Source organism: Paracoccus beibuensis (genome assembly GCF_026162625.1).
GTDB classification, from domain to species: domain Bacteria; phylum Pseudomonadota; class Alphaproteobacteria; order Rhodobacterales; family Rhodobacteraceae; genus Paracoccus; species Paracoccus beibuensis.
In genome coordinates, this window is sequence record NZ_JAOTBD010000036.1 from 1 (window position 1) to 25,066 (window position 25,066).

The 25,066-nt window shown below is 69.8% G+C and carries 22 protein-coding genes, 1 tRNA gene and 1 pseudogene; 15 read left to right on the forward strand and 9 right to left on the reverse strand.

Annotated features, from left to right (window positions below; all coding sequences use genetic code 11):
• Positions 1-166 precede the first annotated feature (166 nt).
• The 3 genes from OC159_RS16555 to leuB form a co-directional block, all read right to left on the reverse strand.
• A tRNA-Pro gene (locus tag OC159_RS16555) sits at positions 167-243 on the reverse strand.
• Between the two features lie 47 nt (positions 244-290).
• Positions 291-1,247, reverse strand: coding sequence for a DMT family transporter (locus OC159_RS16560; RefSeq protein ID WP_265502278.1), 957 nt, complete (start codon positions 1,245-1,247; stop codon positions 291-293).
• Positions 1,248-2,369: a 3-isopropylmalate dehydrogenase gene (leuB, locus tag OC159_RS16565; RefSeq protein ID WP_265502279.1), complete on the reverse strand. Its 1,122-nt coding sequence runs from the start codon at positions 2,367-2,369 to the stop codon at positions 1,248-1,250.
• Between the two features lie 109 nt (positions 2,370-2,478).
• Here leuB and OC159_RS16570 point away from each other — a divergent pair.
• The 5 genes and pseudogenes from OC159_RS16570 to OC159_RS16590 all read left to right on the forward strand — a co-directional run.
• Positions 2,479-3,732, forward strand: a pseudogene (locus OC159_RS16570) (MFS transporter); the annotation flags it as partial.
• A complete protein-coding gene (locus OC159_RS16575; protein WP_265502280.1) occupies positions 3,725-4,765 on the forward strand; it encodes a glycosyltransferase family 4 protein in 1,041 nt (346 codons plus the stop codon). The pseudogene OC159_RS16570 and the gene OC159_RS16575, both read left to right, overlap by 8 nt.
• Positions 4,762-5,394, forward strand: a complete 633-nt coding sequence (locus OC159_RS16580; RefSeq protein WP_265502281.1) for a glycosyltransferase family 29 protein — start codon at positions 4,762-4,764, stop codon at positions 5,392-5,394. The genes OC159_RS16575 and OC159_RS16580 overlap by 4 nt, the downstream gene beginning before the upstream one ends.
• Positions 5,395-5,469: 75 nt before the next feature.
• Positions 5,470-6,492 (forward strand): aspartate-semialdehyde dehydrogenase, encoded by a 1,023-nt coding sequence (locus OC159_RS16585; RefSeq protein ID WP_265502282.1) that lies wholly within the window; start codon positions 5,470-5,472, stop codon positions 6,490-6,492.
• Positions 6,493-6,495: 3 nt separating this feature from the next.
• Complete coding sequence (locus OC159_RS16590) at positions 6,496-7,095, forward strand: DedA family protein (RefSeq protein WP_265502283.1); 600 nt, start codon at positions 6,496-6,498, stop codon at positions 7,093-7,095.
• Positions 7,096-7,099: 4 nt separating this feature from the next.
• Here OC159_RS16590 and OC159_RS16595 read toward each other — a convergent pair whose 3' ends face one another.
• The gene (locus OC159_RS16595) at positions 7,100-7,747 is read right to left on the reverse strand and encodes a carbonic anhydrase (RefSeq protein WP_265502284.1); all 648 of its coding nucleotides are present in this window, start codon (positions 7,745-7,747) and stop codon (positions 7,100-7,102) included.
• Between the two features lie 141 nt (positions 7,748-7,888).
• Here OC159_RS16595 and OC159_RS16600 point away from each other — a divergent pair, with 141 nt between their 5' ends.
• From OC159_RS16600 to OC159_RS16610, 3 genes are all read left to right on the forward strand, one after another.
• Positions 7,889-8,266 (forward strand): hypothetical protein, encoded by a 378-nt coding sequence (locus OC159_RS16600; protein ID WP_265502285.1) that lies wholly within the window; start codon positions 7,889-7,891, stop codon positions 8,264-8,266.
• Positions 8,267-8,330: 64 nt separating this feature from the next.
• Positions 8,331-9,698 (forward strand): leucyl aminopeptidase family protein, encoded by a 1,368-nt coding sequence (locus OC159_RS16605; protein WP_265502286.1) that lies wholly within the window; start codon positions 8,331-8,333, stop codon positions 9,696-9,698.
• A gap of 2 nt (positions 9,699-9,700) precedes the next feature.
• Entirely contained in the window at positions 9,701-10,513 is an 813-nt protein-coding gene (locus OC159_RS16610) for a C40 family peptidase (RefSeq protein ID WP_265502320.1), read from the forward strand.
• A 67-nt stretch (positions 10,514-10,580) separates the two neighbouring features.
• Here OC159_RS16610 and truB read toward each other — a convergent pair whose 3' ends face one another.
• Genes truB through rbfA form a run of 3 tightly spaced genes read right to left on the reverse strand, consistent with a single transcriptional unit; the run spans position 10,581 to position 12,693 of the window.
• The gene (truB, locus tag OC159_RS16615; RefSeq protein ID WP_265502287.1) at positions 10,581-11,474 is read right to left on the reverse strand and encodes a tRNA pseudouridine(55) synthase TruB; all 894 of its coding nucleotides are present in this window, start codon (positions 11,472-11,474) and stop codon (positions 10,581-10,583) included.
• 51 nt (positions 11,475-11,525) lie between these two features.
• Entirely contained in the window at positions 11,526-12,284 is a 759-nt protein-coding gene (locus tag OC159_RS16620; RefSeq protein WP_265502289.1) for a phosphodiester glycosidase family protein, read from the reverse strand.
• On the reverse strand, positions 12,274-12,693 hold the full coding sequence (rbfA, locus tag OC159_RS16625; protein WP_265502290.1) for a 30S ribosome-binding factor RbfA: 420 nt from the start codon (positions 12,691-12,693) through the stop codon (positions 12,274-12,276). The genes OC159_RS16620 and rbfA overlap by 11 nt, the downstream gene beginning before the upstream one ends.
• A 73-nt stretch (positions 12,694-12,766) precedes the next feature.
• Between rbfA and dapB the strand changes: the two genes are divergently transcribed.
• Positions 12,767-13,600, forward strand: coding sequence for a 4-hydroxy-tetrahydrodipicolinate reductase (gene dapB / locus OC159_RS16630; RefSeq protein ID WP_265502291.1), 834 nt, complete (start codon positions 12,767-12,769; stop codon positions 13,598-13,600).
• Positions 13,601-13,950: 350 nt separating this feature from the next.
• On the opposite strand, the gene OC159_RS16635 is transcribed toward dapB, so the two are convergent.
• On the reverse strand, positions 13,951-14,547 hold the full coding sequence (locus OC159_RS16635) for a COG3650 family protein (RefSeq protein WP_265502292.1): 597 nt from the start codon (positions 14,545-14,547) through the stop codon (positions 13,951-13,953).
• 108 nt (positions 14,548-14,655) lie between these two features.
• Between OC159_RS16635 and tsaE the strand changes: the two genes are divergently transcribed.
• From tsaE to trxA, 5 genes are read left to right on the forward strand one after another with little or no spacing between them, the layout of a single operon-like run.
• Complete coding sequence (gene tsaE, locus OC159_RS16640; protein WP_265502293.1) at positions 14,656-16,050, forward strand: tRNA (adenosine(37)-N6)-threonylcarbamoyltransferase complex ATPase subunit type 1 TsaE; 1,395 nt, start codon at positions 14,656-14,658, stop codon at positions 16,048-16,050.
• The gene (locus tag OC159_RS16645; RefSeq protein ID WP_265502294.1) at positions 16,038-16,709 is read left to right on the forward strand and encodes a nucleotidyltransferase family protein; all 672 of its coding nucleotides are present in this window, start codon (positions 16,038-16,040) and stop codon (positions 16,707-16,709) included. Before tsaE ends, OC159_RS16645 begins: the two co-directional genes overlap by 13 nt.
• Positions 16,702-19,647: a double-strand break repair protein AddB gene (addB, locus tag OC159_RS16650; RefSeq protein ID WP_265502295.1), complete on the forward strand. Its 2,946-nt coding sequence runs from the start codon at positions 16,702-16,704 to the stop codon at positions 19,645-19,647. The genes OC159_RS16645 and addB overlap by 8 nt, the downstream gene beginning before the upstream one ends.
• Positions 19,640-23,044 carry a double-strand break repair helicase AddA gene (gene addA, locus OC159_RS16655; protein ID WP_265502296.1) on the forward strand — a complete coding sequence of 1,135 codons (3,405 nt, stop codon included), beginning with the start codon at positions 19,640-19,642 and terminating at the stop codon, positions 23,042-23,044. The genes addB and addA overlap by 8 nt, the downstream gene beginning before the upstream one ends.
• Before the next feature lie 57 nt (positions 23,045-23,101).
• On the forward strand, positions 23,102-23,422 hold the full coding sequence (gene trxA / locus OC159_RS16660) for a thioredoxin (protein WP_265502297.1): 321 nt from the start codon (positions 23,102-23,104) through the stop codon (positions 23,420-23,422).
• Positions 23,423-23,454: 32 nt separating this feature from the next.
• Here the strand turns inward: trxA and OC159_RS16665 are convergent, their stop codons facing one another.
• Positions 23,455-24,357, reverse strand: coding sequence for a hypothetical protein (locus tag OC159_RS16665; protein ID WP_265502298.1), 903 nt, complete (start codon positions 24,355-24,357; stop codon positions 23,455-23,457).
• Positions 24,358-24,456: 99 nt separating this feature from the next.
• On the opposite strand from OC159_RS16665, the gene hslV reads away from it, so the two are divergent.
• Positions 24,457-25,011 (forward strand): ATP-dependent protease subunit HslV, encoded by a 555-nt coding sequence (hslV, locus tag OC159_RS16670; RefSeq protein ID WP_265502299.1) that lies wholly within the window; start codon positions 24,457-24,459, stop codon positions 25,009-25,011.
• Positions 25,012-25,066 lie beyond the last annotated feature (55 nt).

Consider the following 25,066-nt stretch of genomic DNA (forward strand, 5'->3'; position numbering starts at 1 on the left):
TCGCGCCGCCGTGCTTAACGGCTACACGGCGCTCGGCATACCTGTCACAGAGCTCGTGGGATAAGTCCGCCCGGGGAAAGGGGAAGTCCGGCCTTCAAGCTCTTTGCGCAACAAAGCTGCTCTGTGGGACAAAGTCCCTGCAACTCTACACTTATCAAAAAACCCATGGTCGGAGCGAGAGGATTCGAACCTCCGACCCCCTGCTCCCGAAGCAGGTGCGCTACCAGGCTGCGCTACGCTCCGACCGTGGAGGGGCAGTTAACGCGACGGTGGCCCGAATGCAAGTCCTCTCAGCGGCGGGGCGGCCACAATCTTTGCAGGACCGTCGACTTGGGGGCCGTCACCACCTCGGCCCGCAGCCGCGCGATGGTGGCGGGACGGTTGGCGGAGACGCCTCGCCCCTCGCGCCAGACGATGTAGATCCCGGACGCGATGATGATCGCGACACCGGCCAGGGTCGCGGGATGAATCGATTCCTCGAACAGGAACCAGCCATAGGCGGTGGCCCAAAGTATCTGCGAATACTGCATCGGGGCGACCACGCCTGCCTCTCCGGCGCGATAGGCCATGATGACAAGGAAACTGCCTGTCAGCCCCAGCGCGGCGATCACCCCCGTCAGCGCCAGATGGTGCAGAGCCATGGGCTGATAGCCCAGGGACAGCGCCGTGCCTGCCGCGAAGAAGTTGCCGAGCATCGGCCACATCATCAGCACCAGCGGACGCTCTTGCCGGCCAAGGCGGCGGATGATGACGGCGCCCATCGCACTGGCGATCGCGCCTGCAAGGGCCGCGGCATGGCCCAGCTGCAGATCCTGCGCTCCCGGCCGCAGCACGATCAGGACGCCGGTCAGACCAACGACGACGGCCGCCCAGCGGTGAACGCCCACCCGCTCTCCCAGCAAGGGGATCGACAGGATGGTGATCAGCAGGGGCGTCGTGAACAGGATAGCATAGACCTGCGTCAGCGGCAGGGTGGAAAACGCGAAGAACGCCCCCATTCCTGCGATCACGGCGCAGCCCGTGCGCAGGATCACCCAGCCCATGTTGTTGGGGCGAAGCGACCCCGGCTGCGGGTCGCGCATCAGCACCATCGAGACCAGCGGGAACGACAGAAGCGACGCGAAGAACAGGATCTGCAGCGGCGGATAGATCCCGCCCAGCGTCTTGATCACGGCGTCATGCGTCGCATAGAGGCCCATCGCAGCCAACTGCAGAAGGGCCCCCCTGACGTTCCCCGAAAGCGCCAATCAGCCCCCCAGGGCGGCGACGATCCGGTCGCCCATCTCGGACGTGCTGACCGGGGTGCCGCCGTCCGGCCCCATCAGGTCGGCGGTGCGGACGCCATCGGCCAGAACCTTCTCGACCGCGCGCTCCAGCGCCTCGGCGGCCTCGCCTTCGTTGAAGCTGTAGCGCAATGCCATCGCGAAGCTGAGGATGCAGGCGATGGGGTTGGCCCTGCCCTGCCCCGCGATGTCGGGGGCCGACCCGTGCACCGGCTCGTAGAGCGCCTTCGGCCGCCCGTTCGCCATGGGCGAGCCCAACGATGCGGATGGCAGCATGCCCAGCGATCCCGTCAGCATCGCGGCGGCGTCCGACAGCAAATCGCCGAACAGGTTGTCCGTCACGATCACGTCGAACTGGCGCGGCGCGCGGACCAGCTGCATGGCGCCGTTGTCGGCATACATGTGCGACAGCTCCACGTCCGGGTATTCGTTGTCGTGGACCCACTGCACCTCTTCGCGCCAGAGGATGCCGGATTCCATGACGTTGGCCTTCTCCATCGAGCAGACCTTGTTGCCCCGCTTGCGCGCCAGCTCGAACGCGGACCGGGCGACCCGGCGCACCTCTCCGCTGGTATAGCGCTGCGTGTTGATGCCGACGCGCCCGCCCTCGTTCTCGGGGTTGTTGTCATCGGAATGGATGCCGCGCGGTTCGCCGAAATAGACTCCGCTGGTCAGTTCGCGCACGATCAGGATTTCCAGACCAGCCACGACCTCGCGCTTCAGGGACGAAAAATCCGCCAGCGCGTCGAAGCACTGCGCGGGGCGCAGGTTCGCGAACAGGTCCATTTCCTTGCGCAGGCGCAGAAGGCCGCGCTCGGGCTTCACGCTGAAGTCCAGCACGTCGTATTTCGGGCCGCCGACCGCGCCCAGCAGAACCGCGTCAACCTGTTGCGCGCGGGCCATCGTGGCATCGCCTAGGGGCACGCCATGCGCGTCGTAGGCCGCGCCGCCGACCAGGTCGTGGGTGACGTCGAAGGACATGCCGCGATTGGCCCCGAACCAGTCGATGACCTTGACGACCTCGGCCATGACCTCGGGGCCGATCCCGTCGCCGGGCAGGATGAGAAGCGAATAGCGGTCGGACATGAACCCTCCTTGAGGCGGCGTCGGTAAGCGCAACCTTGGGTTAGACGCCGGTTTCCATAGGGTCAAGGTCGAGGGTCGCGCAACATCGGCCGCGAACACCCGGCCGCACGATCGCACATCTTGCAGCTTTCGCGCCGTTGCCCCAGCTTGGCGCCGGGAACGGAGGGATCACATGCCACAGCTGTCGGCCGGGCTGGCCAGCCTTGTGCTGGCCTACATGCTCAGCCAGTTCTACCGCGCCTTCTTGGCGGTGATGTCGCCGGTCCTGCAGGACCAGCTTGGCGCGGGTCCGGGCGACCTGGCGCTGTCGTCGGGGCTGTGGTTCATCGCCTTCGCGGTCATGCAGCTGCCGGTGGGCGCGGCGCTGGACCGGCACGGGCCGCGCCGGACGGTGGCCGTCCTGCTGGCCTTCGGCGGCGGCGGGGGCGCCATCGTCTTCGCTCTGGCCACGGCGCCCTGGCATCTGCATGTCGCGATGACGCTTCTGGGCATCGGCTGCTCTCCGGCGCTGATGGGTCCGTACTACATCTTCGCACGCGAATATCCGCCCGCCGCCTTCGGGACGCTTGCAGGAATGGTGGTCGGCGTCGGCTCGCTCGGCAACATCCTGGGGGCCGCGCCCCTGGTGGGCGTGATCGAGGCCCTGGGCTGGCGCGGCACCCTGTGGGCACTGGCCACCGTCACGCTGTTGGTCGCCGGTGCGATCCTGGCGCGGGTCCGCGATCCGCAAGGGTTGGGGCAGGACCACCCGCAGGGTTCGCTGGGGCAGATCCTGCGGTTGCGGTCGCTGTGGTTCATCCTGCCGCTGTTCGCGATCAGCTATGCCGTATCGGCCGCGATCCGCGGGCTCTGGGCCGCGCCGTGGCTGGCCGAGGTGCATGGCGCCGATACCCACCAGATCGGCCGCGTGACGCTGGCGATGGGTCTGGCGATGGTCGCCGGCAGCTTTGCAGTCGGTCCCGCCGCCCGGTTGATCGGCAGCGCAAGGCGGGCGGTGCTGATCTTCACGCTGGTGATGATTGCGGTGATGGCGCTGTTGTGGCTGCGCCCGACGCAGGGGCTGGGATCGGCCACGGTCCTGCTGATGGTGCTGGGGTTCTTCGGGTCCGGCTATCCGTTCGTCATGGCGCATGGGCGGTCGTTCCTGCCGCCGCACCTGGTCGGGCGGGGCGTCACCTTCCTCAACATGTTCTCGATCGGCGGGGTTGGCGTGATGCAGTTCGCCTCGCGCCCCGTCTATCGTGCGGCCGAGGGTGCCTACCCTCCGGCGCAGGCCTACGCTATGCTGTGGCTGTTCTTCCTGGTCCCCCTGGTGATCGGGTTCCTGCTGTATTTCCTGACGCCCGAGGCGGAGCATGACTGACACACCGCTGGTGGTGGCCCCCAACCTGAAACGGCGCCTGTCGGGCGTCACCGCGACGGTGGTGCGTCTGATCCCGGTGCAGGCGCGGATGATCGGCATCGCCGCCACCGGCCCCGGCTTGCCGCCCGAAGTGCCGCATATCCCGCTGACGCGCGCCGCCACCCTGCCCCGCGACCGCTGGCGCGTCTGGCACGCGCGCCGGAACACGGAAATGGCGCTTGGCCTGATCCTGCGCCGCATCCTTCGCCGCCGCTACCGGCTGCTGTTCACCTCGGCCGCCCAGCGCCGGCATACCGGCTTCACCCGCTGGTTGATCCGCCAGCAGGACGCGCTGGTCGCGACTTCGCCCCAGGCCGCCAGCTATCTGGAACGTCCGGCGACCGTCATCCTGCACGGCGTCGACACCGACGTGTTCCGTCCCGCACCCGACCGCGCCGCGCTGCGCCGCGAGTTGGGGCTGGACCCCGATGCCGTGCTGATCGGCTGCTTCGGGCGAGTGCGTGCGCAGAAGGGCGTCGATCTTCTGGTCGAGGCGGGCCTCGCCCTGCTGCCGTCCCGCCCGCGCGCCCAGATGATCTTCACAGGTCGCATCACGCCTGATAACCGCGCCTTCGCCGACGACCTGCAGGGCCGCATCCGCACCGCGGGCCTGTCGGACCGCATCCGGTTCCTGGGCGAGCTGCCCTGGGACCGGGTCGTGCGCCATTACCAGGCGCTGGACCTTTTCGCCGCCCCCGCGCGGTGGGAGGGATTCGGCCTGACGCCCCTCGAGGCGATGGCCTGCGCCGTTCCCGCCGTCGCCGCCCGCGTCGGCGCCTACGAGACGCTGATCCGCGACGGCCAGACGGGCAGCCTGGTGCCCCGCGACGACGCGGCTGCCCTGACCACCGCGCTGGCTCGCTGGCTGGACGACGACGCGGCCCGGCAGGCGGCTGGCCAGGCCGCCCGCGCCCATGTCGCGCAGAACCACGCCATCGAGGGCGAGGCCCGCGCGCTTGTTCAGGTCTATCGCGACCTGCTGGAACGGCCATGATCCCGCCGCGCCTGGCCTTCGCCACCGCCCGTCTGCTCCGCGACGAGGGCTCGCTGGCGGCGCTGTCGGTCCCGCAGGGCGTCCTGCTGGCAACGCTGAGGGACCGGCAGGTGGCGCTGGTCGGCAACGCCCGCGCCCTGGCGGATACCCGCGACGGCGCGCGCCTCGACGCCGCCGACATCGTCATCCGCATCAACCGTGCGCCGATCCCCGACCCCGCCAGCCACGGCAGCCGCACCGACTGGCTGGCACTTGCCACGCGCCTGCCCGACGCCGACCGCGCGCGGCTGTCGCCCAGCCGCATCCTGTGGATGTCGCCCAAGCGCAAGCGGCTGGACTGGCGGACCGCCAGCAGCCCCGGCTTCTACCTGCACCCGCTGGCCGATTACCACGCGCTGAAGGGCCGGCTGGCCGCCCCGCCCACCACGGGCGCGATGATGATCGACCTGCTGCTGCGTGCGCCGCTGGCCGGGCTGACGCTTTACGGCTTCGACTTCTTCGCCAGCCTGTCGCTCTCGGGCCGGCGCGGGGCGACCGACGTGCCGCACGATTTCGCGTCAGAAGCCGCCTGGGTCGAGGATCTGCTGCGGCGCGACCCCCGGCTGACGCTGGTCCCGCCCGGGGCGTGAAAGGGGCAAGACCCTTTCCATGACCCTGCGTTTGCGGTAAATGCCGTCGACCGCAGGAAAAGGAGTCCCCGCAAGATGGGTTACAAAGTCGTCGTCGCCGGCGCCACGGGCAACGTGGGCCGCGAAATGCTGAACATCCTCGATGAACGTCAGTTCCCGATCGACGAGATCGCGGTTCTCGCCTCGCGCCGCTCGCAGGGGACCGAGGTCAGCTTCGGCGACAAGACCCTGAAGATCAAGGACATCGAGCAGTTCGACTGGACCGGCTGGGACATCGCGCTGTTCGCCATCGGTTCGGACGCGACCAAGATCCACGCCCCCAAGGCGGCGGCCGCCGGCTGCGTCGTGATCGACAACTCGTCGCTCTATCGCTATGACCCCGACATCCCGCTGATCGTCCCGGAAGTGAACCCCGACGCGATCCACGGCTACAAGAAAAAGAACATCATCGCGAACCCCAACTGCTCGACCGCGCAGATGGTCGTCGCGCTGAAGCCGCTGCATGACCGCGCGCGCATCAAGCGGGTCGTCGTCTCGACCTACCAGTCGGTCAGCGGCGCGGGCAAGGAAGGCATGGACGAGCTGTGGGACCAGACCAAGGGCATGTACGTGCCGGGTCAGGAAAAGGAACCCAAGAAGTTCCAGAAGCAGATCGCCTTCAACGTGATTCCCCAGATCGACGTCTTCATGGAAGACGGCTCGACCAAGGAGGAATGGAAGATGGTGGCCGAGACGAAGAAGATCGTCGACACCTCGATCAAGGTCACCGCGACCTGCGTGCGCGTGCCCGTCTTCGTCGGCCATTCCGAATCCATCAACATCGAGTTCGAGGACTTCCTGGACGAGGACGAGGCCCGCGACATCCTGCGCGAAGCCCCCGGCATCCTGGTCGTCGACAAGCGCGAACCCGGCGGCTACACCACGCCGGTGGAATGCGTGGGCGACTTCGCGACCTTCATCAGCCGCATCCGCCAGGACTCGACCATCGAGAACGGCCTGAACCTGTGGTGCGTCAGCGACAACCTTCGCAAGGGTGCTGCGCTGAACGCGGTGCAGATCGCGGAGCTGCTGGGCAACCGGGTCCTGAAGAAGGGCTGACGATTGTTCGACTGGATCACCGGTCTTCTTGAGGGCGGCGGGGCATGGGCCATCGCCGCCCTGATGCTGCTGGAAAACGTCTTCCCGCCGATCCCGTCCGAACTGATCATGCCGCTGGCGGGCTTCAATGCCGCGCAGGGCGGCACGCCGCTGTGGCTGGCGGTGCTGGCAGGCGGCGCGGGATCGACGGCGGGCGCGTGGCTCTGGTATGCGCTCGGCCGGGCCTACGGGGCGCGACGGCTGCACCAGCTGGTCGCGCGCCACGGCCGCTGGCTGACGCTGACGCCGTCGGAGCTGGAGCAGGCGCAGGCCTGGTTCGCTCGCCACGGCGGCGCGGCCGTCTTCTTCGGCCGCTTCCTGCCGACGATCCGCACGCTGATTTCGGTTCCCGCGGGCCTCGCGCGGATGCCGGTGGGGCTGTTCCTGCTCTATACCGCCATCGGCAGCTTGATCTGGTCCGGCGGTCTGGCGCTGGCGGGCCGGTTGCTGCAGGGCCAGTATCACGCGGTCAGCGGCTGGCTGAACCCGATCTCGACCGCCATCGTCGTGGCGATCTTCGCCTCCTACCTCTGGCGGGTGATCCGCTGGCGGCCGGACGCCTGAACGCTCAGACCAGCGCCCAGGTCCTGCCGTCGTTCTCGGCCTGCAGCAGCGTGCCTTCGCTAATGTCGTGCAGCAGCGCGTGCAGCGACAGCTCGCCCGCCTCGACGGCGGCCTGCACGAAGGGAAAGGTCAGCAGGTTGCGGATCGACACCAGCACCGCCTCGCGCTCCAGCGCGGCGACCTGCTGTTCGGGCGGCAGGTCCTTCACGCGCTCGTAGCCCGGCCGAAGGATGTCCATCCAGCGCCCGACAAAGCTGGTCGTCTCCTCCAGTTCGGGCGCCGCACCGGAACACATCGCGTGGCAGCCCGCCACGCCGCCGCAATGGGTGTGGCCGACCACGATCAGGTGCGCGACCTTCAGCGCGGTCACCGCATATTCCACCGCGGCCGAGGTGCCGTGCTGCTGCCCGTCGGGCGCATAGGCCGGAACCAGGTTGGCGATGTTGCGGTGGATGAAGAACTCTCCCGAATCCGCGCCGAAGATCCCCGTGACATGCACGCGGCTGTCGCAGCACGAGATGACCATCGCCCGCGGTCGCTGCCCCTCGGTGGCAAGCCGTCGGTACCAGGCAGCGTTCTCGCTGTACGAGGTGGCCTTCCAGCCGTGGTAACGCTTGAGCAGATATTGCGGCAAAGGGGACAGGTCGTGCATCTGGAACCTCGCTTTTGTTCCCCGCCTAATATGCCGGGTTTGAATTGAATTCGAGTGTTTTCTCTTCGCCGGATCAAGCCTTTCTTCACCGCTTCAGCCGATGGTCGGTGCGTGCGGGGACATGACCCTTCGGAGGTGCGGATGGCACAGATTTCAGCATTGACCGTGTCCGAGTCGGTGCGCGTCGACAGCCGCCGGGTGGCGGAGATCATCGCCGAACTGGGCGAAACCGCGGCCCAGAACGTCGTGGGCCTCGCGCTCGAGCAACTGGCCGCGGCGCTGACGGCGGTCGATGCGGCGCTGGGGGCCGGCGACCTTGCGCAGGCGGTGGCGGATGCCGAACGCATTTCGCGGCTGGCGTGGCAGATCGGCCTTCTGTCCCTGGCTGGTGTCGCAATGGACCTCGGCAGCACGGCCGAGCGGGGCGACCACGCCGCGCTGGCCGCCATCCGCGCGCGGCTGATGCGGGTCGGAAACCGGTCCCTGACGGCAATCTGGGATCGCACGGCCCTGGCCTGACCGGCCGGGGTTGCAGGGCGCGGCACAGGCTGTAGGCTGTCGTCGATCTGCCAAGGACGCTGCCATGACCCCAGAATTCGCCCCCGCCTCCGATGCCGCGTTGCCGCTCTGGCTGGTCTGGACCGGTGACGACCTGCCCCCGCAGGCTGGAACCTGGCCAGAGGCCAGCGGATTTGCCGCCAAGGCCGGCCAGATCTGCCTGCTGCCGGACGGACGTGGCGGCCTGGCGGGCGCCATCATGGGGCTCGGTGATCGCAGGCATGCCTCGCGCGACCGCTTTCAGATAGCGCGCGCCCACGCGCTGCCCAAGGCGGACTGGAACCTTGCCGCCCTTCCGGAGGGGCTCGACCCGGACCAGTTGGCGCTTGGCTGGCTGCTGGGACAGTATCGCTTCACCCGCTACAAGGGCAGCCCGTCCCAAGGGCCGCGGCTGGTCTGCCCCGAGGGCGTCGATGGCGACCGCATGGTGGCCATCGCCGCGGCTGAGTTCCTGACGCGCGACCTGATCAACACCCCCGCCAGCGACCTTGGCCCCGACAAGCTCGAGGCCGCAGCCCGCGCGCTGGCGAACAGCCTCGGTGCAAGGGTCGAGGTGATCAGCGGCGCCGCGCTGCTCAAGCAGAACTTCCCGCTGATCCACACCGTCGGTCGTGCCGCCGCCACCGATCCGCGCCTGATCGACATCCGGCTCGGAGAGAGCGGGCCGATGCTGACCATCGTCGGCAAGGGCGTCTGTTTCGACACCGGCGGGCTGAACCTCAAGCCCGGCGCGTCGATGGGCCTGATGAAGAAGGACATGGGCGGCGCGGCCACCGCGCTCGGCCTTCTGAAGATGCTGGCGGGGACCGGGGCGGCCAGGGGCCTGCGCCTGCGCGTCCTGATCCCGGCGGTGGAAAACAGCGTGTCTGGCAATGCCTTCCGGCCCGGGGACGTGCTCTCCAGCCGCAAAGGCCTGTCGGTCGAGGTGAACAATACAGACGCCGAAGGACGGCTGGTGCTGGCGGACGCGATGACCTACGCCGCCGAGGAGAGCCCCGACCTGATGATCTCTCTGGCGACGCTGACGGGGGCGGCGCGCGTGGCGCTTGGTCCGGACCTGCCGCCCTTCTATTGCGACGACGATGCCACCGCGACGGCGCTGCAGCGGGCTGGGATGCAGGTGGCCGATCCCGTCTGGCGGATGCCCTTCTGGGACCCCTACGAGCCGTTGATCGAGCCCGCCATCGCCGATCTGGACAACGCGCCTTCGGGCGGCATGGCGGGCTCCATCACCGCCGCCCTGTTCCTGCGCCGATTTGCCGAGGGCGCCGGCCGCTATGCCCATTTCGACATCTACGGCTGGCAGCCCACCGCCGCGCCGGGGCGTCCCAAGGGCGGCGTGGGCCAGGGCGCCCGCGCTATCCTGGCCGCGCTGCCGCAGATCCTGACGTGATCATGGACCGCCGCCTGACACCTGCCACGGACCGGGTGGCGCTCGACACTCTGCGGGGCATCGTGGACCGTTCGGCCTATGCGCCCGGCCAGCCCGCCCGTCTTGCCGTGCCGCTGGTCGACCTGCTGAACGCGCCGGACGGCCGCCGCGACCGGCAGCTGAATTTCGGCGCCGACCTGACGATCATCGAGCGGCGCGGCGACATGGTCTTCGTTCAGGCGGCGCTGGACGGCTATTGCGGATGGGTCCCGGCGGCGACGCTGACGCAGGACAGGCCGCCGGTCACGCACCGGGTGACGGCACCCGCCACCCATGTCTATCCCACCCCCGACATGAAGCGCCCCGAGCTGATGTCCCTGTCCCTAGGTGCCCGCCTGTCGGTCACCTCCGTCGCGGACGGTTTCGCGGCGCTTGCGACCGGCGGCCACGTGCCGGCCCAGCATGTCGGCGACAGCCCCGCCGCCGATCCGGCCGCCGTTGCCGAGAACCTTCTTGGCACGCCCTATCTCTGGGGCGGCAACAGCCGCGCCGGCATCGACTGCTCTGGCCTTGTTCAGGCTGCGTTGACCGCCTGCGACATCGCTTGCCCTGGCGACAGCGACCTGCAGCGCGATGCCTTCCCGGCGATGGAGCAGATACGCCGCAACGACCTGCTCTTCTGGCCCGGTCATGTCGCGATGGCGCTTTCCCCGGACCTCATGATCCACGCCACCGCCTGGACCATGTCCGTCACGCGTGAACCCATCCGCGACGCCATCGCCCGCATCGACGCCGCCGGCCAGGGTCCGTTCCAAGGCGCCCGGCGCCCCGGCTGACGAATCTTCTGTCCGAAAGAATGCTGGGAAGTCCGCAGGAGGGTGGCAGCGTCCCCCTCCTCCATGCTCACAGGTTGAACACCCGCTCCGGCTGAACCATCCCGCCCTGGTATCGCCCGATGCAGACGGGTCCCGTTGCGTCCGACACCCAGACCAGCTCGCCCCACTCGGCGCCGGTCGTCACCTCGCCCGGATTGCCGTTGCGGATGCGGACCGCCCCTTCCGGCGTCGCGCGCAGCATCGGCAGGTCGGCAAGGCCGGTCTCCAGCGGCAGGATCTGCCCGTCCAGCCACGCCTGCGCGTCGCGGTCGATGCGGTCGAAGGCCACGCCGTTCTCGGCCTCGAATGGACCCGACCAGGTGCGCCGCAGGTGCGCGACGTGGCCCAGGCAGCCCAGCTTGCGCCCCAGGTCGCGGGCGATGGAGCGGACATAGCCGCCCTTGCCGCAGACCATCTCCAGCCGCGCACTGCTCTCGCCTGCTTCCAGCAGCAGCAGGCTCTCGACCCACAGGGGCCGCGCCACCAGGTCCATCTCGACGCCCTCGCGCGCCAGGTCATAGGCGCGCTCGCCCTCGACCTTGACGGCGGAAAACGCGGGCGGAACCTGCATGATATCGCCGGTGAAACCCGCCAGCGCCGCCTCGACCTCGGCCGCCGTGGGGCGCGTCTCGGACTGCCGCACCACCTGCCCCGAGGCATCGTCGGTCGTCGTCTCGGCGCCCCAGTTGACCGTGAAGTCATAGCATTTCAGCGCATCCGTCACGATGGGCACGGTCTTCGTCGCCTCGCCCAGGGCCACGGCCAGCACGCCCGTCGCATCGGGGTCCAACGTGCCCGCATGACCCGCCTTCTTGGCGTCCAGAGCCCACCGGACCTTGGCCACGACCGCGGTCGAGTTGACCCCCGCCGGCTTGTCCACGATCAGCCAGCCGCTGATGTCCCGGCCCTTCTTGCGCGCCATGCGTTCCTCCTGAAAACAGGCGCCGGGGCATAGCGCCGGCACCTTGCGGGGTCAACCGGCCTCGCCGACCAGCCCGATGATCGGCCCCAGGCTGCGGCCGAAATCCGCCCGGTTCACCCCCGGCGCATAGAGCCGCGAGATCGAGCCGTCGAAATAGAGCGCGTCCCTGACGCCCAGCCCGTCGCGGAACAGCCGTCCGAACTCATGAAACGTCACCGGCCGGTCGGAAATCGCGAACCATGCCGTCTGCCCGTCCGGCGACACGCCGACCCCGTTGCGGACATAGCGGCTGTCGCTGTCGACCAGGAAGCGCGGGTGCAGTTCGCCGTCGATGACCAGCATCGGGCCGGACTGCGTGGCCAGCCGGCAGTCGGGGCGATCCTCGACAAAGCTGAGGGTCTCGATCACCTGGAACGGCACGGCGCCGCCGGTGCAGAAGACGCCGTTCGGCAGCATGCCGAAGTTGTCGTTGCTGCCCCCGGTGACGATCGGCGACAGCTCCTGCCCGTCCACGACCAGCAGGCCGACAGGGCGATAATCGGGATGAAACATCCCGGCGTTCATGGCGAAGGCCAGCGCCTCGCCCTCGGCCAGGGTACGGCGAACGTTGTTGAAGTTGCGCAGCGGTGCGCCGTCGGCCCCGTCCTGCCACAGCCGCAGCGCCGGTTCCTGCGCGGCCGGAACCTCGCAGAGGACATAGCCCTGACCGTCATGGCTCATCCGCTCGCAGGTCGCGGCCCCGGCAGGCAGGGCCAGCGCGACCAGCGCGCCCAGGGCCACGGCCAGACGCCGCGGCAGGTCAGAGCTCATCGTCATCCTCGTCTGCGGCCTCGACGTCGCGGCGCACGCGTTCGTCGGCGAACAGGCGGCGCGTGTCGTCCATGCGGTCGAAGGTCTCGTCCAGCTGGAACTTCAGCGCGGGGGCGTATTTCAGCGTCATCCCCTTGGTGACCAGGTGCCGCAGTTCCGGCGCATTGCGGCGCAGCGCGGCCAGCGCCTCCTCGGCGTTCTGGCCGAACAGCGGCAGCACATAGGCCGTCGCCACCTTGAGGTCGGTCGCCATGACCACCTCGCCCACGGTGATGGAGTGCCGGTTCAGGTCGGGGTCATGCACGTCCCCGCGCGCAAGCACGTCGGACAGGGTGCGGCGGATCAGTTCGCCCACCCGCAGCTGACGCTGCGACGGACCTCTGCCTTGGGAATTTCGGTTCTGTGCCATGCTCCCCGATGTAGGGGGTCGCGGCCGACGCCGCAACGGGATATGACGCGGGCAAAGCCAGCGGGGGTGCCAGATGAGCGATTTGCAGAACACCGAACAGCCGCAGCGTCCGGGCGTGGTCGTCACCGGCGCCTCGGGTCGGATGGGGCAGATGCTGATCCGGCTGATCCTGGACAGCCCCGACCTGCGGCTGGTGGGCGCGCTGGAACGCAGCGGCCACGCCTGGATCGGCCAGGACATCGGCAGCGCGATGGGCGGCGCGCCGGCAGGCGTCGCGGTCAGCGACGACGCCGTGACGGCGATCGCGCAGGCGCAGGCGGTCATCGACTTCACGGCACCGGCCGCCACCGTGGCCTTCGCCGAACTGACAGCGCAGGCCCGCGCCGTCCACGTCATCGGCACCACCGGGTTCGAGGCCGAGCACCTGGCCGCCCTGAAGGCGGCGGCGCGCCACGCCCCGATCATCCGGGCGGGCAACATGTCGCTTGGGGTGAACCTGCTGGTCGGGTTGACCCGCAAGGTCGCCGCCGCGCTTGGGACGGACTGGGACATCGAAGTGGTCGAAAGCCACCACCGCCACAAGGTCGACGCGCCGTCCGGCACCGCCCTGATGCTGGGCGAGGCTGCGGCCAGCGGCCGCAGCGCCGCGCTGGCGGACCTGCGCACGCCCGCACGCGAAGGCATCACCGGCGCGCGCGCGCCCGGCAGCATCGGCTTTGCCGCCATCCGCGGCGGCGACGTGGTGGGCGAACACGACGTCATCTTCGCGACCGAGGGTGAGCGCATCGTCCTGCGCCACCTTGCGACCGACCGCGCGATCTTCGCCCGCGGCGCGATCCGTGCAGCAATCTGGGGCCAGGACAAGGGACCCGGCGAATACGACATGCACGACGTGCTGGGCCTTTAGAGGCAGGCCCATCGGCAGGACGTCGGTTCCGGTCAGGCCCAGGGGCCCGCAATTGATTTGCCCGCCCCTGGCGCCACAACGGCCTCTGCCATGGCGACTTCGCCGGACTGTGCCGCAGGTCCCGAACCTGCACCAGAAGATGGGCAGGCGCAGCCAGATTGACTGTGGCGGCCGCAGTGCAATGACATCACGCCCGACTCCGCCGGAGCGCGGCAAGGCCGCTGCAATCGATGTCGCTTGTTTGGCAGCTCCGTCGCGGACACCAGTACCGCCGCGCGGCACGATTGCTGCGCAGGCAGGGCGCATCTTGCAATCATCAATCACCGCATGGCCGAGAAGACCTGGGCCTTCTAGGGCTGGATCGAACAGCAGCCGGACATCAGCTCGGGCGTCTGCCCGCGCAGGACCAGCAGCGCCTGCAACCCATAGAGACGGTCCGACATCCCGTCCGTGCAAATCTGCGGCGTGGCCGTCAGCGTCATGTCACCCGCAACGACCGCTCGGGTCGGAAGGCGGAAGATGCCGGTCGACAGCGCTGTGGCCGGCTGCACCACGTCATCCTCGCCCGGCCGCGCCAGCGTGACGCTGCCGCCCTTGGCGGCAAGGCTCCAGAACGGTTCGGTCCCGAAGCAGCGGAAGCCCTGGGGCAGCGCGCCCTCCTCCCAGACATCGACGCGATAGTTGAGGAAGCGCGACGACACCCAGCCCGACCGCTCGGCAGTGTTGACGCGGGCCCAGCCCCGGCGCTCCTCGACCACCTCGACATGCGTGGCATCGGGCGCCAGCGTGCCGATGATCTTGGCGCTGGCCGAGGGTTCGGCGCGGATGTTCAGGACGTCGTCGGCCGCGACGTCCGTTACGTCGAACAGCGTCGGCAGGGTGTATTCCTGCGTGGCGGCGGCCGGTCCGGCAAGGACAAGGGTCAGGGCAAGGGCTGTGCGCAGCATGGAAACCTCGGTCGTTGATGCGGGCAGGCTAGCGCGCCGCCGCGCCTTCCGCATCCGACGGTTTCGCGACCTGTTCCCCCCGGCGCGCCAAGCCGCTAGAACACCGCCATGAGCACGCGCGTGATCGCCGACGAAACACTGACCGCCGCCGTGGCGCGGATGCTGGCCGCCGACCTGGCACCGGGCCGGACGGTGCTGCTGGAGGGTCCCGTGGGGGCGGGCAAGACGCATTTCGCCCGCGCCTTCATCCGCGCCCGCCAAGGCAACCTGGCCGAGGACGTGCCCAGCCCGACCTTTACCCTGGTCCAGACCTATGACGACCCCCTGGGGACCGAGATCTGGCACGCCGACCTTTATCGCCTGACCGACCCGTCCGAACTGTCCGAACTTGGCCTCGACGAGGCGATGTCCGACGCCATCTGCCTGATCGAATGGCCGGACCGGCTGGCGGCGCCGCCACCGAACGCGCTGACGGTGGCGCTGACACCCCTGCCCGACCTCGACCTGCGGCAGATCGCGCTGGCCTTCCCCGGCGCGGCGCGGCTGGCGCAGCGGGCCAGCTTTGTCGCCACCACCGGGTGGGCCGAATCGCGGGTGACGCCCTTGGCCGGAGATGCCTCGGCCCGGCGCTATTTCCGGTTGGTCCGGGGCGGCGAACGTGCCGTCCTGATGGACGACCCCGGCCGCAGCATGGACGCCTTCCTGGCCATGACCCGCTGGCTGACCGACCGCGGCTTCGGCGCCCCGGCGATCCTGGCCGAGGATGCGGCGCAGGGCCTGGCGCTGGTCCAGGACCTTGGCGACGATCTGCTGGCCGGGGTGCTGCGGGACGACCCGGCGCTGGTTCCCGTCGCCTATGACCGGATCGTCGACCTGCTGGCGGATCTGCACCGCCACCCGGTGCCAGGGTTCATCCCGGTGCTGGACGGACCTGCGCTGGCCGAGCAGGTCGGGCTCTTCGCGCTCTATCCCCATACCATTGAAACCGAGGTGCCGCAGATCGGCGTGCTGGTGGCGCAGCTTCACGCGGAATGGGCCGCAGACCTGCCGCCCGTGACCGCGCTGCGCGATTTCCATGCCGAGAACCTGATCTGGCGCGGCGCGGCGCCCCTGGGCCTGATCGACTATCAGGACGCGGTGACGGCGCATCCGGCCTATGACCTGGTCTCGGCCCTGCAGGATGCGCGCCGCGACGTGGGCCGCGAGATCGAGGATCATGCCATTGCCCGGTACCTGTCGATCACCGGCCACGATCCGGCGCGCTTCCGCGCCGCCTATGCGCTTCTGGGCTCGCAGCGGAACCTGCGGATCATGGGCATCTTCACGCGGCTGGCGATTCGGGACGGAAAGCCACGCTATCTTGACCTGATGCCGCGGGTCTGGGCCCATGTGCAGCGCAACCTGGCCCATCCGGCGCTGGAACCACTGGCCGATGCCCTGCAAGGCGTCCCCGCCCCCGACGATGCCGTCCGCGAAAGGATCCGCGCCCGATGCCGCCCCTGATGATCTTCGCTGCGGGCCTTGGCACCCGGATGCGCCCGCTGACCGACATGCGCCCCAAGCCCCTGATCGAGGTCGCGGGCCGCCCCCTGCTGGACCGCGCGCTGGCGCTCGGCCGCCAGGCCGGGACCGGGCGCATCGTCGTCAACACGCACTACCTGGGCGCGCTGATCGAACGACACCTCGAGGGACAGGACGTCGCCATCAGCCGGGAAGCGGGGCAGATCCTCGACACCGGGGGCGGGCTGCGCAACGCCCTGCCGCTGCTGGGGCCGGGGCCGGTGATGACGCTGAACCCCGACGTCGTGTGGTCGGGGCCGAACGTGCTGACGGCGCTGCAGGCGGCCTGGAACGACGACCGGATGGACGCGCTTCTGGCGCTGGTGCCACTGGCGCGGGCCACGGCGCGCAAGGGGGCGGGCGATTTCAGCCTGGATGCCGACGGACGGCTGATCCGAAAGGGCCACTTCGTCTATGCCGGCGCACAGATCATCCGCCCCGACCGCCTGGCCGAGATTCCGGGCGACGTCTTTTCGCTGAACCGCCTGTGGGACCTGCTGATCGCGGAGGGCCGCGCCTTCGGGATAATCCATCACGGCGGCTGGTGCGACGTCGGCTATCCCGACGCCATTCCCCTGGCCGAGGCGCTGCTGCGTGACTGAGATCCGCGGTCTCTATGCTCTGCCGCCCGGCGTCGATTTCGCCGAAGGCTTCGTGCAGGGCCTGCTGGCCCGCATGAAGGGCCAGCCGCCCGAGGCGCTGGCACGCGTGACGGTGCTGGTCAACGCCGCGGCCACGATGGGCGCCCTGCGGACCGCCTTCGACCGCGCGGGCCCGCTGCTGCTGCCGCAGCTGCGCACGATCACGGCCATTGATCCGGGGCCGCTGGTCATGCCCGATCCGCCGGAGGCACCACTGGCGCGACGGCTGCAGCTGGCCCACCTGATCGCGCAGATGCTGCGGGTGCGGCCCGACCTTGCGGCGGGACATTCGATCCCGGTGCTGGCGCAGTCCCTGTCGCAGCTGATGGTCGAGATGCAGACCGAAGGACGCGACATCACCGCGCTCGAGCAGATCGACACCGGCGATCACGCCCGGCACTGGCAGAACGCGCTGGTCTTCCTGCGCATCGCCGCGGATTTCCATCTGGGCGACCCGTCCCAGGACCGTCCCGCCCGTCAGCGCGCCGCGGCCGAAGTCGCCTTGCGCGACTGGCCGCAGGGGCTGAACCTGCCGCGGGGGCCGGTGATCGTCGCGGGATCGACCGGGTCGCACGGGGCGACGCGGCTCTATATGCAGGCGGTGGCGGCGCTGCCGAACGGCGCGGTGGTCCTGCCGGGCTTCGACTTCGACCAGCCGCAGGGGGTCTGGGACCGTCTCGGCGATGCCGCCGACGACCACCCGCAGTCGCGCTTCGCACCGCTGATCCGGGCCGGGGGCTATCCCTTGCGCTGGATCGACACGCCGCCCCCCTCGACCGCCCGGAACCGGCTGATGTCGCTGGCGCTGCGCCCGGCCCCGGTGACCGACCAGTGGATCGCCGAGGGACCTGCGCTGCCCGACCTAATCGCGCCCACGCAGGAGCTGACCTTGATCGAGGCAGACCAGCCGGGGCAAGAGGCCGAGGCCATCGCCCTGATCATGCGCGACGCCGCCGAGAGGGGAGAGCTGATCACCCTGATCGCCGCCGACAGCGGGCTGATCCGCCGCGTCACCGCCGCGCTTGACCGCTGGCACATCCGCCCCGACGACAGTGCCGGCCGCCCGCTGCCCCTGACCGCGCCGGGCCTCTTCCTGCGCCAGGTCGCCGCGCTGTTCGGCGAGGCGCTGACCATCGACCGGCTGATGATCCTCCTCAAGCACCCGATGACGGCGACCGGGTCCGAGGTGATCAAGCGCAACGACATCCTGCGCCAGACCCGAGAGCTGGAACTGAAGCTGCGCAACCACGGCCCGGCCTTTCCGGATGCCGAAACGCTGGCGGACTGGGGCACGAAGGGCGACGGCACGCGCAAGATCTGGGCCAACTGGCTGTGCGACATGCTGAAACGCATCACGCCGCTGGCGCAGGACCGCGCGCCCCGTCCCCTGCCCGACCGGCTGGCTGACACGGTCGCGCTGGCCGAGGCGCTGGCCGCCGGTCCCGAGGGCGATCCCGAACGCTCGCAGCTGTGGCAGGGCAAGGCGGGCCAGATGTCGCGCGCCGTGCTGGAGCACCTGGCCGAACACGCACCCCTGGGTCCCGCGATCGGTCCGACCGACTTCTGCGCCCTGCTGATCACCGAACTGCAGGCCAAGGCGCTGCGCGAGGACGTGGCCGGGCACCACTGCCTGCGGATCCGCGGCCCTCGGGAGGCACGGCTCTATGGCCACGGGCAGGTCATCCTGTCGGGCCTGAACGAGGGCGGCTGGCCGCAGCCCCTGTCGCCCGACCCCTGGCTCTCGCGGCAGATGCGGCTGGCGGCCGGCCTGCCGGTGCCGGAACGCCAGATCGGCCTGGCGGCGCATGACTTCCAGCAGGGGGTCGCGGCCGACCGGGTGATCCTGACGCGGGCGAAACGCGATGCCGAGGCAGAGACGATTCCCTCGCGCTGGCTGAACCGGCTGATGAACCTGCTGGGCGGGCTGCCGGACCGGAACGGACCGCAGGCGCTGGCCGCCATGCGGGCGCGAGGCAACGAGTGGCTGGCCATGGCCGAAGCCGTGGCACGTCCCCCGGCCGCAGCGACCCCCGCCCGCCGGCCATCCCCGGTCCCGCCCGGCCCGGCCTTTGACGAATTGCCGGTCACGGACGTGTCGCTGCTGATCCGCGACCCCTATGCGGTCTATGCCAAGCGCGTGCTGAAGCTGCGGCCCCTTCCCAGCCTGCGACCCCAGCCTGATGCCGCGCTGCGCGGGCAGACGCTGCACGCCATCGTCGAGGCCCTGCTGAAGTCGCGCCCCGCCCCGGACACCCCGCCAGAGGTGCTGCGCGCAACCTTCCTGTCGCTGGCCGCCCGAGTGCTGGAGGCCGAGGTGCCCTGGCCTGCCGCCCGCGCCTTCTGGCGGGCACGGATCGAGGGCATCGCCGACCGCATCGTGGCCGACGAACTGGCCCGGCTGGCCGAGGGCAGCCCGATGGTGATCGAGAACCGGGGCCGGGTCGCGGTCGCCGGTCTGGACGTCACCCTGACTGCAAAGCCGGACCGCATCGACCTGCTGCATGACGGGCGCGTGGTCGTCTATGACTACAAGTCCGGCAGCCCGCCGACCGACGCGCAGATCAAGCATTTCGACAAGCAGCTGATGCTCGAGGCCGCGATGGCCCGTCGCGGCGGCTTCGGCGCACTTGGTCCCGTGGATGTCGCGGCGATCCGCTATATCCAGCTGGGCGGAGAGGGCGCGACGCACCAGCGGGCCCATGACGAAACGGTCGAAGGGCAGACCTGGGACGGCTTCGTGGCGCTGATGGAGGCCTATCTGCGGGGCGGGGCAGGCTTCACCTCGATGCGCGCGCCCGAACGGACGTCCTACTCGGGCGACTACGACCACCTGGCGCGCTATGGCGAATGGGCGCTGACCGATGCCGCCAGTCCGGAAAAGGTGGGCGATCATGGATGAGGCCACGCTGAACCAGATCGCCGCGGCCGACCCGCAGCGATCCACCTGGCTGACGGCCAATGCGGGGTCGGGCAAGACGCGGGTGCTGACCGACCGGGTGGCGCGGCTGCTGCTGGCGGGCACCCCACCCGAACGCATCCTGTGCCTGACCTATACCAAGGCCGCCGCGACCGAGATGCAGAACCGCCTGCTCAAGCGCCTCGGCCAGTGGGCGATGCTGCCGGAACTGCAGCTGCGCGCCGAACTGGCCGAACTGGGCGAGGCGGGGGAACCGGACCTGCCCCAGGCCCGGCGCCTCTTCGCCCGCGCCATCGAAACTCCGGGCGGGCTGAAGGTTCAGACCATCCACAGCTTCTGCGCGGCGCTTCTTCGGCGCTTCCCGCTGGAGGCCGGCGTGCCGATGGGCTTTGCCGAGCTGGACGATCGCAGCGCCAAGGCGATGCGGGCCGAGATCCTGGAGGACATGGCCGCCGAGGGCGATCCCGCCATCCGCGACCTGACGCGCCTGCATTCCGGCGACAACATCGACAGCTTCCTGGCCAGCCTGTCGGAGGCGGATTTCAGCGCCGAACCCGATCCTGCCGCGATCTGGACCGCGCTGGACCTGCCGCCCGGCCTGACGGCCGACAGCCTTCTGGCGCAGGTATTCCTCGGGTCAGAAGGCGATCTGCTCGACGCACTGATCCCGCTGCTTCGGGCAGGCAAGTCCACCGACGTCAAGCTGGCCGACCAGCTGGCCCGCTGCCGGATGCGCGACCCCGGCATGGCGGACCTGTGGGTCCTGAGCGGCTGCCTGCTCTATGGCGCCAAGGCCGCCGTGCCCTTCGGCGCCAAGACCGGCAAGATCCCGACCAAGGACCTGGCCAGCGGCCCCTGCGCGCCCTTCATGGAGGACCTGAACGCGCTGATGGAGCGGGTGGAGCTGGCCCGTCCGCAGGCGCTGGCCCTGTCGGCTGCGGAAAAGACGCTGGCGCTGCACCGCTTCGGCCATGCCTTTACCACCCGGATGGCGCGGGAAAAGGCGGCGCATGGGTGGCTGGATTTCGACGACCTGATCCGCCGCACCGCGCAGCTGCTCGAGGAATCCAGCATGGCGCAGTGGGTTCTGTGGCGGCTGGACGGCGGCATCGATCACATCCTGGTCGACGAGGCGCAGGACACCAGCCCCGAACAGTGGCGCGTGATCCGCCGCCTGACCGACGAATTCACCAGCGGCGCGGGCGCGCATGACCGGCCGCGCACGCTGTTCGTGGTGGGCGACCCCAAGCAGTCGATCTATTCCTTCCAGGGCGCCGACATCGCCGTCTTCGAGGAGATGCGCGACCGCTTCGACCAGGATTTCCAGGCGGTGCAGCAGCCGATGCAGCGGCGCGGGCTGGCGCACAGTTTCCGGTCGTCGCCTGCGATCCTGCGGCTGGTCGATGCGGTCTTCCAGGACCGGGCGGCCGAGGGCCTGGGCGACCCGCCCCGCCACGTGGCCTTCCGCCACGCCCTGCCCGGCCGCGTCGACATCTGGCCGACCCTGCCGGAACCCGAATCGCCCGAGCGTCCCGACTGGACGCAACCCGTCGATGCGCCGGCCGAAAACGACGCGCGGACGGAACTGGCCCGCGCCGTCGCCCGCCAGGTCAGGGCGATGCTGGGGACGCCGATCCTGGACCCGAGGATCGGCGAAGCGCGCCCCATCGGGCCGGGCGACATCCAGATCCTGGTCCAGCGGCGCAGCGACCTGTTCGATGCGCTGATCGGAGAGTTGAAATCCGCCGGCCTTCCCGTGGCGGGCGCCGATCGGCTGAAACTGGCGGCCGAACTGGCGGTGCGCGACATCACCGCCACGCTGGCCGTGCTGGCCACGCCCGAGGACGACCTGTGCCTGGCCGCCGCCCTGCGATCGCCGCTGTTCGGGCTGACCGAGGATGATCTCTATCGGCTGGCAACGGGGCGGCAGCGGGGGGAATACCTGTGGGCACGGCTGCGCCAGTCGCATCACCGCCGAACCTGGGACATTCTGGACGACCTGGCCGACCACGCCGACTTCTTCCGGCCCTATGACCTGATCGCCCGCCTTCTGACGCGTCACGGGGGGCGCGCCGCCCTGCTGGCCCGCCTTGGCCCCGAGGCCGAGGACGGCATCGACGAACTGCTGTCCCAGGCGCTTGCCTATGAACAGGTCGAGACGCCGTCGCTGACCGGCTTCCTGGTCTGGCTGCAAAGCGACGACGTTCAGGTCAAGCGGCAGCTGCCCGGCGGGTCGGGCGGGCTGATCCGGGTGATGACCGTGCACGGATCGAAGGGCCTGGAAAGCCCGGTGGTAATCCTGCCGGAAACCCAGAAGCGCCGTCCCGCCAACGGTCAGCGGCAGGTGCGGTTGGACGGCATGCCCGCCTGGCGCGGGGCCGCGGCCGAACGCTGCGACGCGGTCGCGCTGGCCGTCGCCGAATGGGAGCGGCGGCAAGAGGAAGAACGGCGGCGGCTTCTCTATGTCGCGATGACGCGGGCGGAAAGCTGGCTGATCGTCGCCTCGGCCGGAGAGACGGGCGATGCGCTGGACAGCTGGCACGCGATGATCGCGGATGGCGCGGGCCGCGCCGATCTGGTCCGCGCCGACCTGCCGCTGGACGCGCTGTCACCCGCATTGGGGACCGGCCTGCGCTTGTCCTTCGGCGGCTGGCCAACGACGGCCGAGGCGACCGCATCGCCGCCACCGCGGCTGCGCCAGGCCCCGGACTGGGCGCTGCGCCTGCCGCCACATGCCCCCGATGTCCCGGTGCCGGTCACGGCGACCGGCCTCGGCGGCGCGAAAGTGCTGGCCTCGGCGATCGAGGGCGACCGCGATGGGGCCATGCTGCGCGGCACCCGGCTGCACCTGCTGCTGGAACATCTGCCCGCCCATCCGCCTGCCGACTGGCCGGGCATCGGCCGCGCCCTTCTGGCCGGGGCCGAAGGCGGGCTGCCCGACGGCCCCGAACTGGCCGACCTGCTGGAGGAGGCGCGGGAGGTCCTGTCGGCGCCCGACCTCGCGCATGTCCTGCAGCCGCCCCCGGATGCGCAGGTCCTGTCAGAGGTGGCGCTGACGGCCCCCCTGTCAGGCCTGGGCATCCTGAACGGGGTGATCGACCGGCTGATCATCACGGATACGGCGGTGACGGCCGTCGACTACAAGACCAACACGGATGTGCCCGCAACGCCAGATGAGGTGCCCGAGGGCATCCTGCGCCAGATGGCCGCCTATCGCGCCGCGCTGCGGGGCATCTGGCCGGACCGGCCGGTGCAGGTGTCGGTGCTGTGGACGGCCAGCCGCAGTCTGATGCCGCTGCCCGACCCGCTGCTGGATCGGACGATGGCGGGGCTTGTGCCGGGCGGCCGGCCTCTTGACCCTGCGCCTGCGGGTCCATAGCTGTAATGCCAACCCCCCGCTGCCGGTCCCGCCGGCCCACCATCGAAGGAGCCCAGCATGGCAACCGTGCATGTGAACGACGCTGAATTCGACGCAGAAGTGCGTCAGGCCGCCACCCCCGTGATCGTCGATTTCTGGGCGGAATGGTGCGGCCCCTGCAAGCAGATCGGCCCTGCCCTGGAAGAGCTGTCGGACGAATATGCCGGAAAGGTCAAGATCGTGAAGGTCAACGTGGACGAGAACCCGGAACAGGCCGCGGCCCTGGGCGTTCGCGGGATCCCCGCGCTCTTCATGTTCAAGGGCGGCGAGGTCGTGTCGAACCGCATGGGCGCCGCCCCCAAGGCTGCGCTGAAAAGCTGGATCGACGAATCCGTCTGATCCCACGGGGATGACGTGAAGGCGGCGGCCCCTCAGACGGGCCAGCCGCCTTTTTTCATGGCCGCCAGCAGGCGCGCATCGGCGTCGGCCGCCATCATGTCGAGGCTGGTGCGGCGCAGGAACCAGTCGAGGAACTGCCCCGTCGGCGGCGCATGATCCGACGCGCACGCCAGCGCGGCCTCGGGGCCCAAGTCAGCGACATTCAGCGCCACGTGGTGGTAATCGCTCTGCGCAAAGAGGACGACCGGCTTGCCCAGGATCAGCCCGTCGAAGCCGACCGCGCTGTTCTGGGTGACCACGAAGGCGCAGTCGCGCAGCCGCGCCATCGTATCGCCCCCGACGATCAGGTTCGGATGCGCGCGGGCGAGCGCCCCCAGCGCCGCGCGGTCGTCGTCATCATAGCTTTCTTTCGGATGCAGGGTGGCGATGCAGGGACGCCCAGTGCGCGCGGCGGCCGCGACCATCTGGACCGGGCTGGCGGACTGGAAGCTGCGCTGGCGGCGGATGTGGCCCTGCAGCGGGATCAGGACATGGTCGCCACGGACAGGCTGAGGTCCCGGCAGGACCCGCGCCCGCAGCCGCTGCACGAAGCGGTCCGCCGCGTCGGGTTCGATCTGGTCGGGGTCGAAGGCGGTCAGCGCAACGGGCCAGCGCCAACGCTCGGCCACGGATTCCAGCCGCCAATAGGGATAGTGATAGGCCAACCGGAAGGTCAGGGCGCGGTCATGGGTCGGCCGCTCCATGTTGAAGAGCGCGTATCCGGGCAGGAACGGCGCCTCGGCCCGGGCGGCATCGCCCGACGGGCGGATCCGGATCTGCCAGTCGCGGGATTCCAGAAGGCCGCGGATGCGGTTCAGGAAGCCCAGCTTGCCGGCCTGCGCGGTGTGCAGGATCGGCGGGTGCAGATAGACGGTCAGCAGCGGAACGACGCTCATGGTCGGGACGGTAGGGCGGGTGGGGCGGCTTTTCAACGGGTTGCACACGGCCAAGGGCACCCATATCTGCTGCCCGAATGACAATGAACGGAGCCTTTCATGGCAGAGGACAGATTTCCCGGCTGGCACGGCACCACGATCCTGGCGGTGCGCCGGGGCGGCAAGGTGGTCGTCGCGGGTGACGGGCAGGTCAGCGTCGGGCAGACCGTGATGAAGGGCAGCGCGCGCAAGGTACGCCGGCTGTCGCCGGGCGGGCGCGACGTGATCGTGGGCTTCGCCGGATCGACCGCCGACGCCTTCACCCTGCTCGAGCGGCTGGAAAAGAAGCTGGAAGCCGCGCCCGGCCAGTTGCAGCGTGCCTGCGTGGACCTGGCCAAGGACTGGCGCACCGACAAGTACCTGCGTAACCTGGAAGCCATGCTGATCGTGACGGACGGCACCGACCTTCTGGTCGTGACCGGCGCGGGCGACGTGCTGGAGCCGGAGCACGACGTGGCTGCCATCGGATCGGGCGGGAACTTCGCCCTGGCGGCGGCACGGGGCCTTTTGGAGAGCGACATGGATGCCGAGGCGATCGCCCGCAAGGCGATGGCGATCGCGGCCGACATCTGCGTCTATACCAACGGGCGCCTGACGGTCGAGACCATCGGCTAAGTCGCCCGGACCCACAGGTATTTCCAAGGAAGATAAGGCGGGCGGCCGTTCGGCG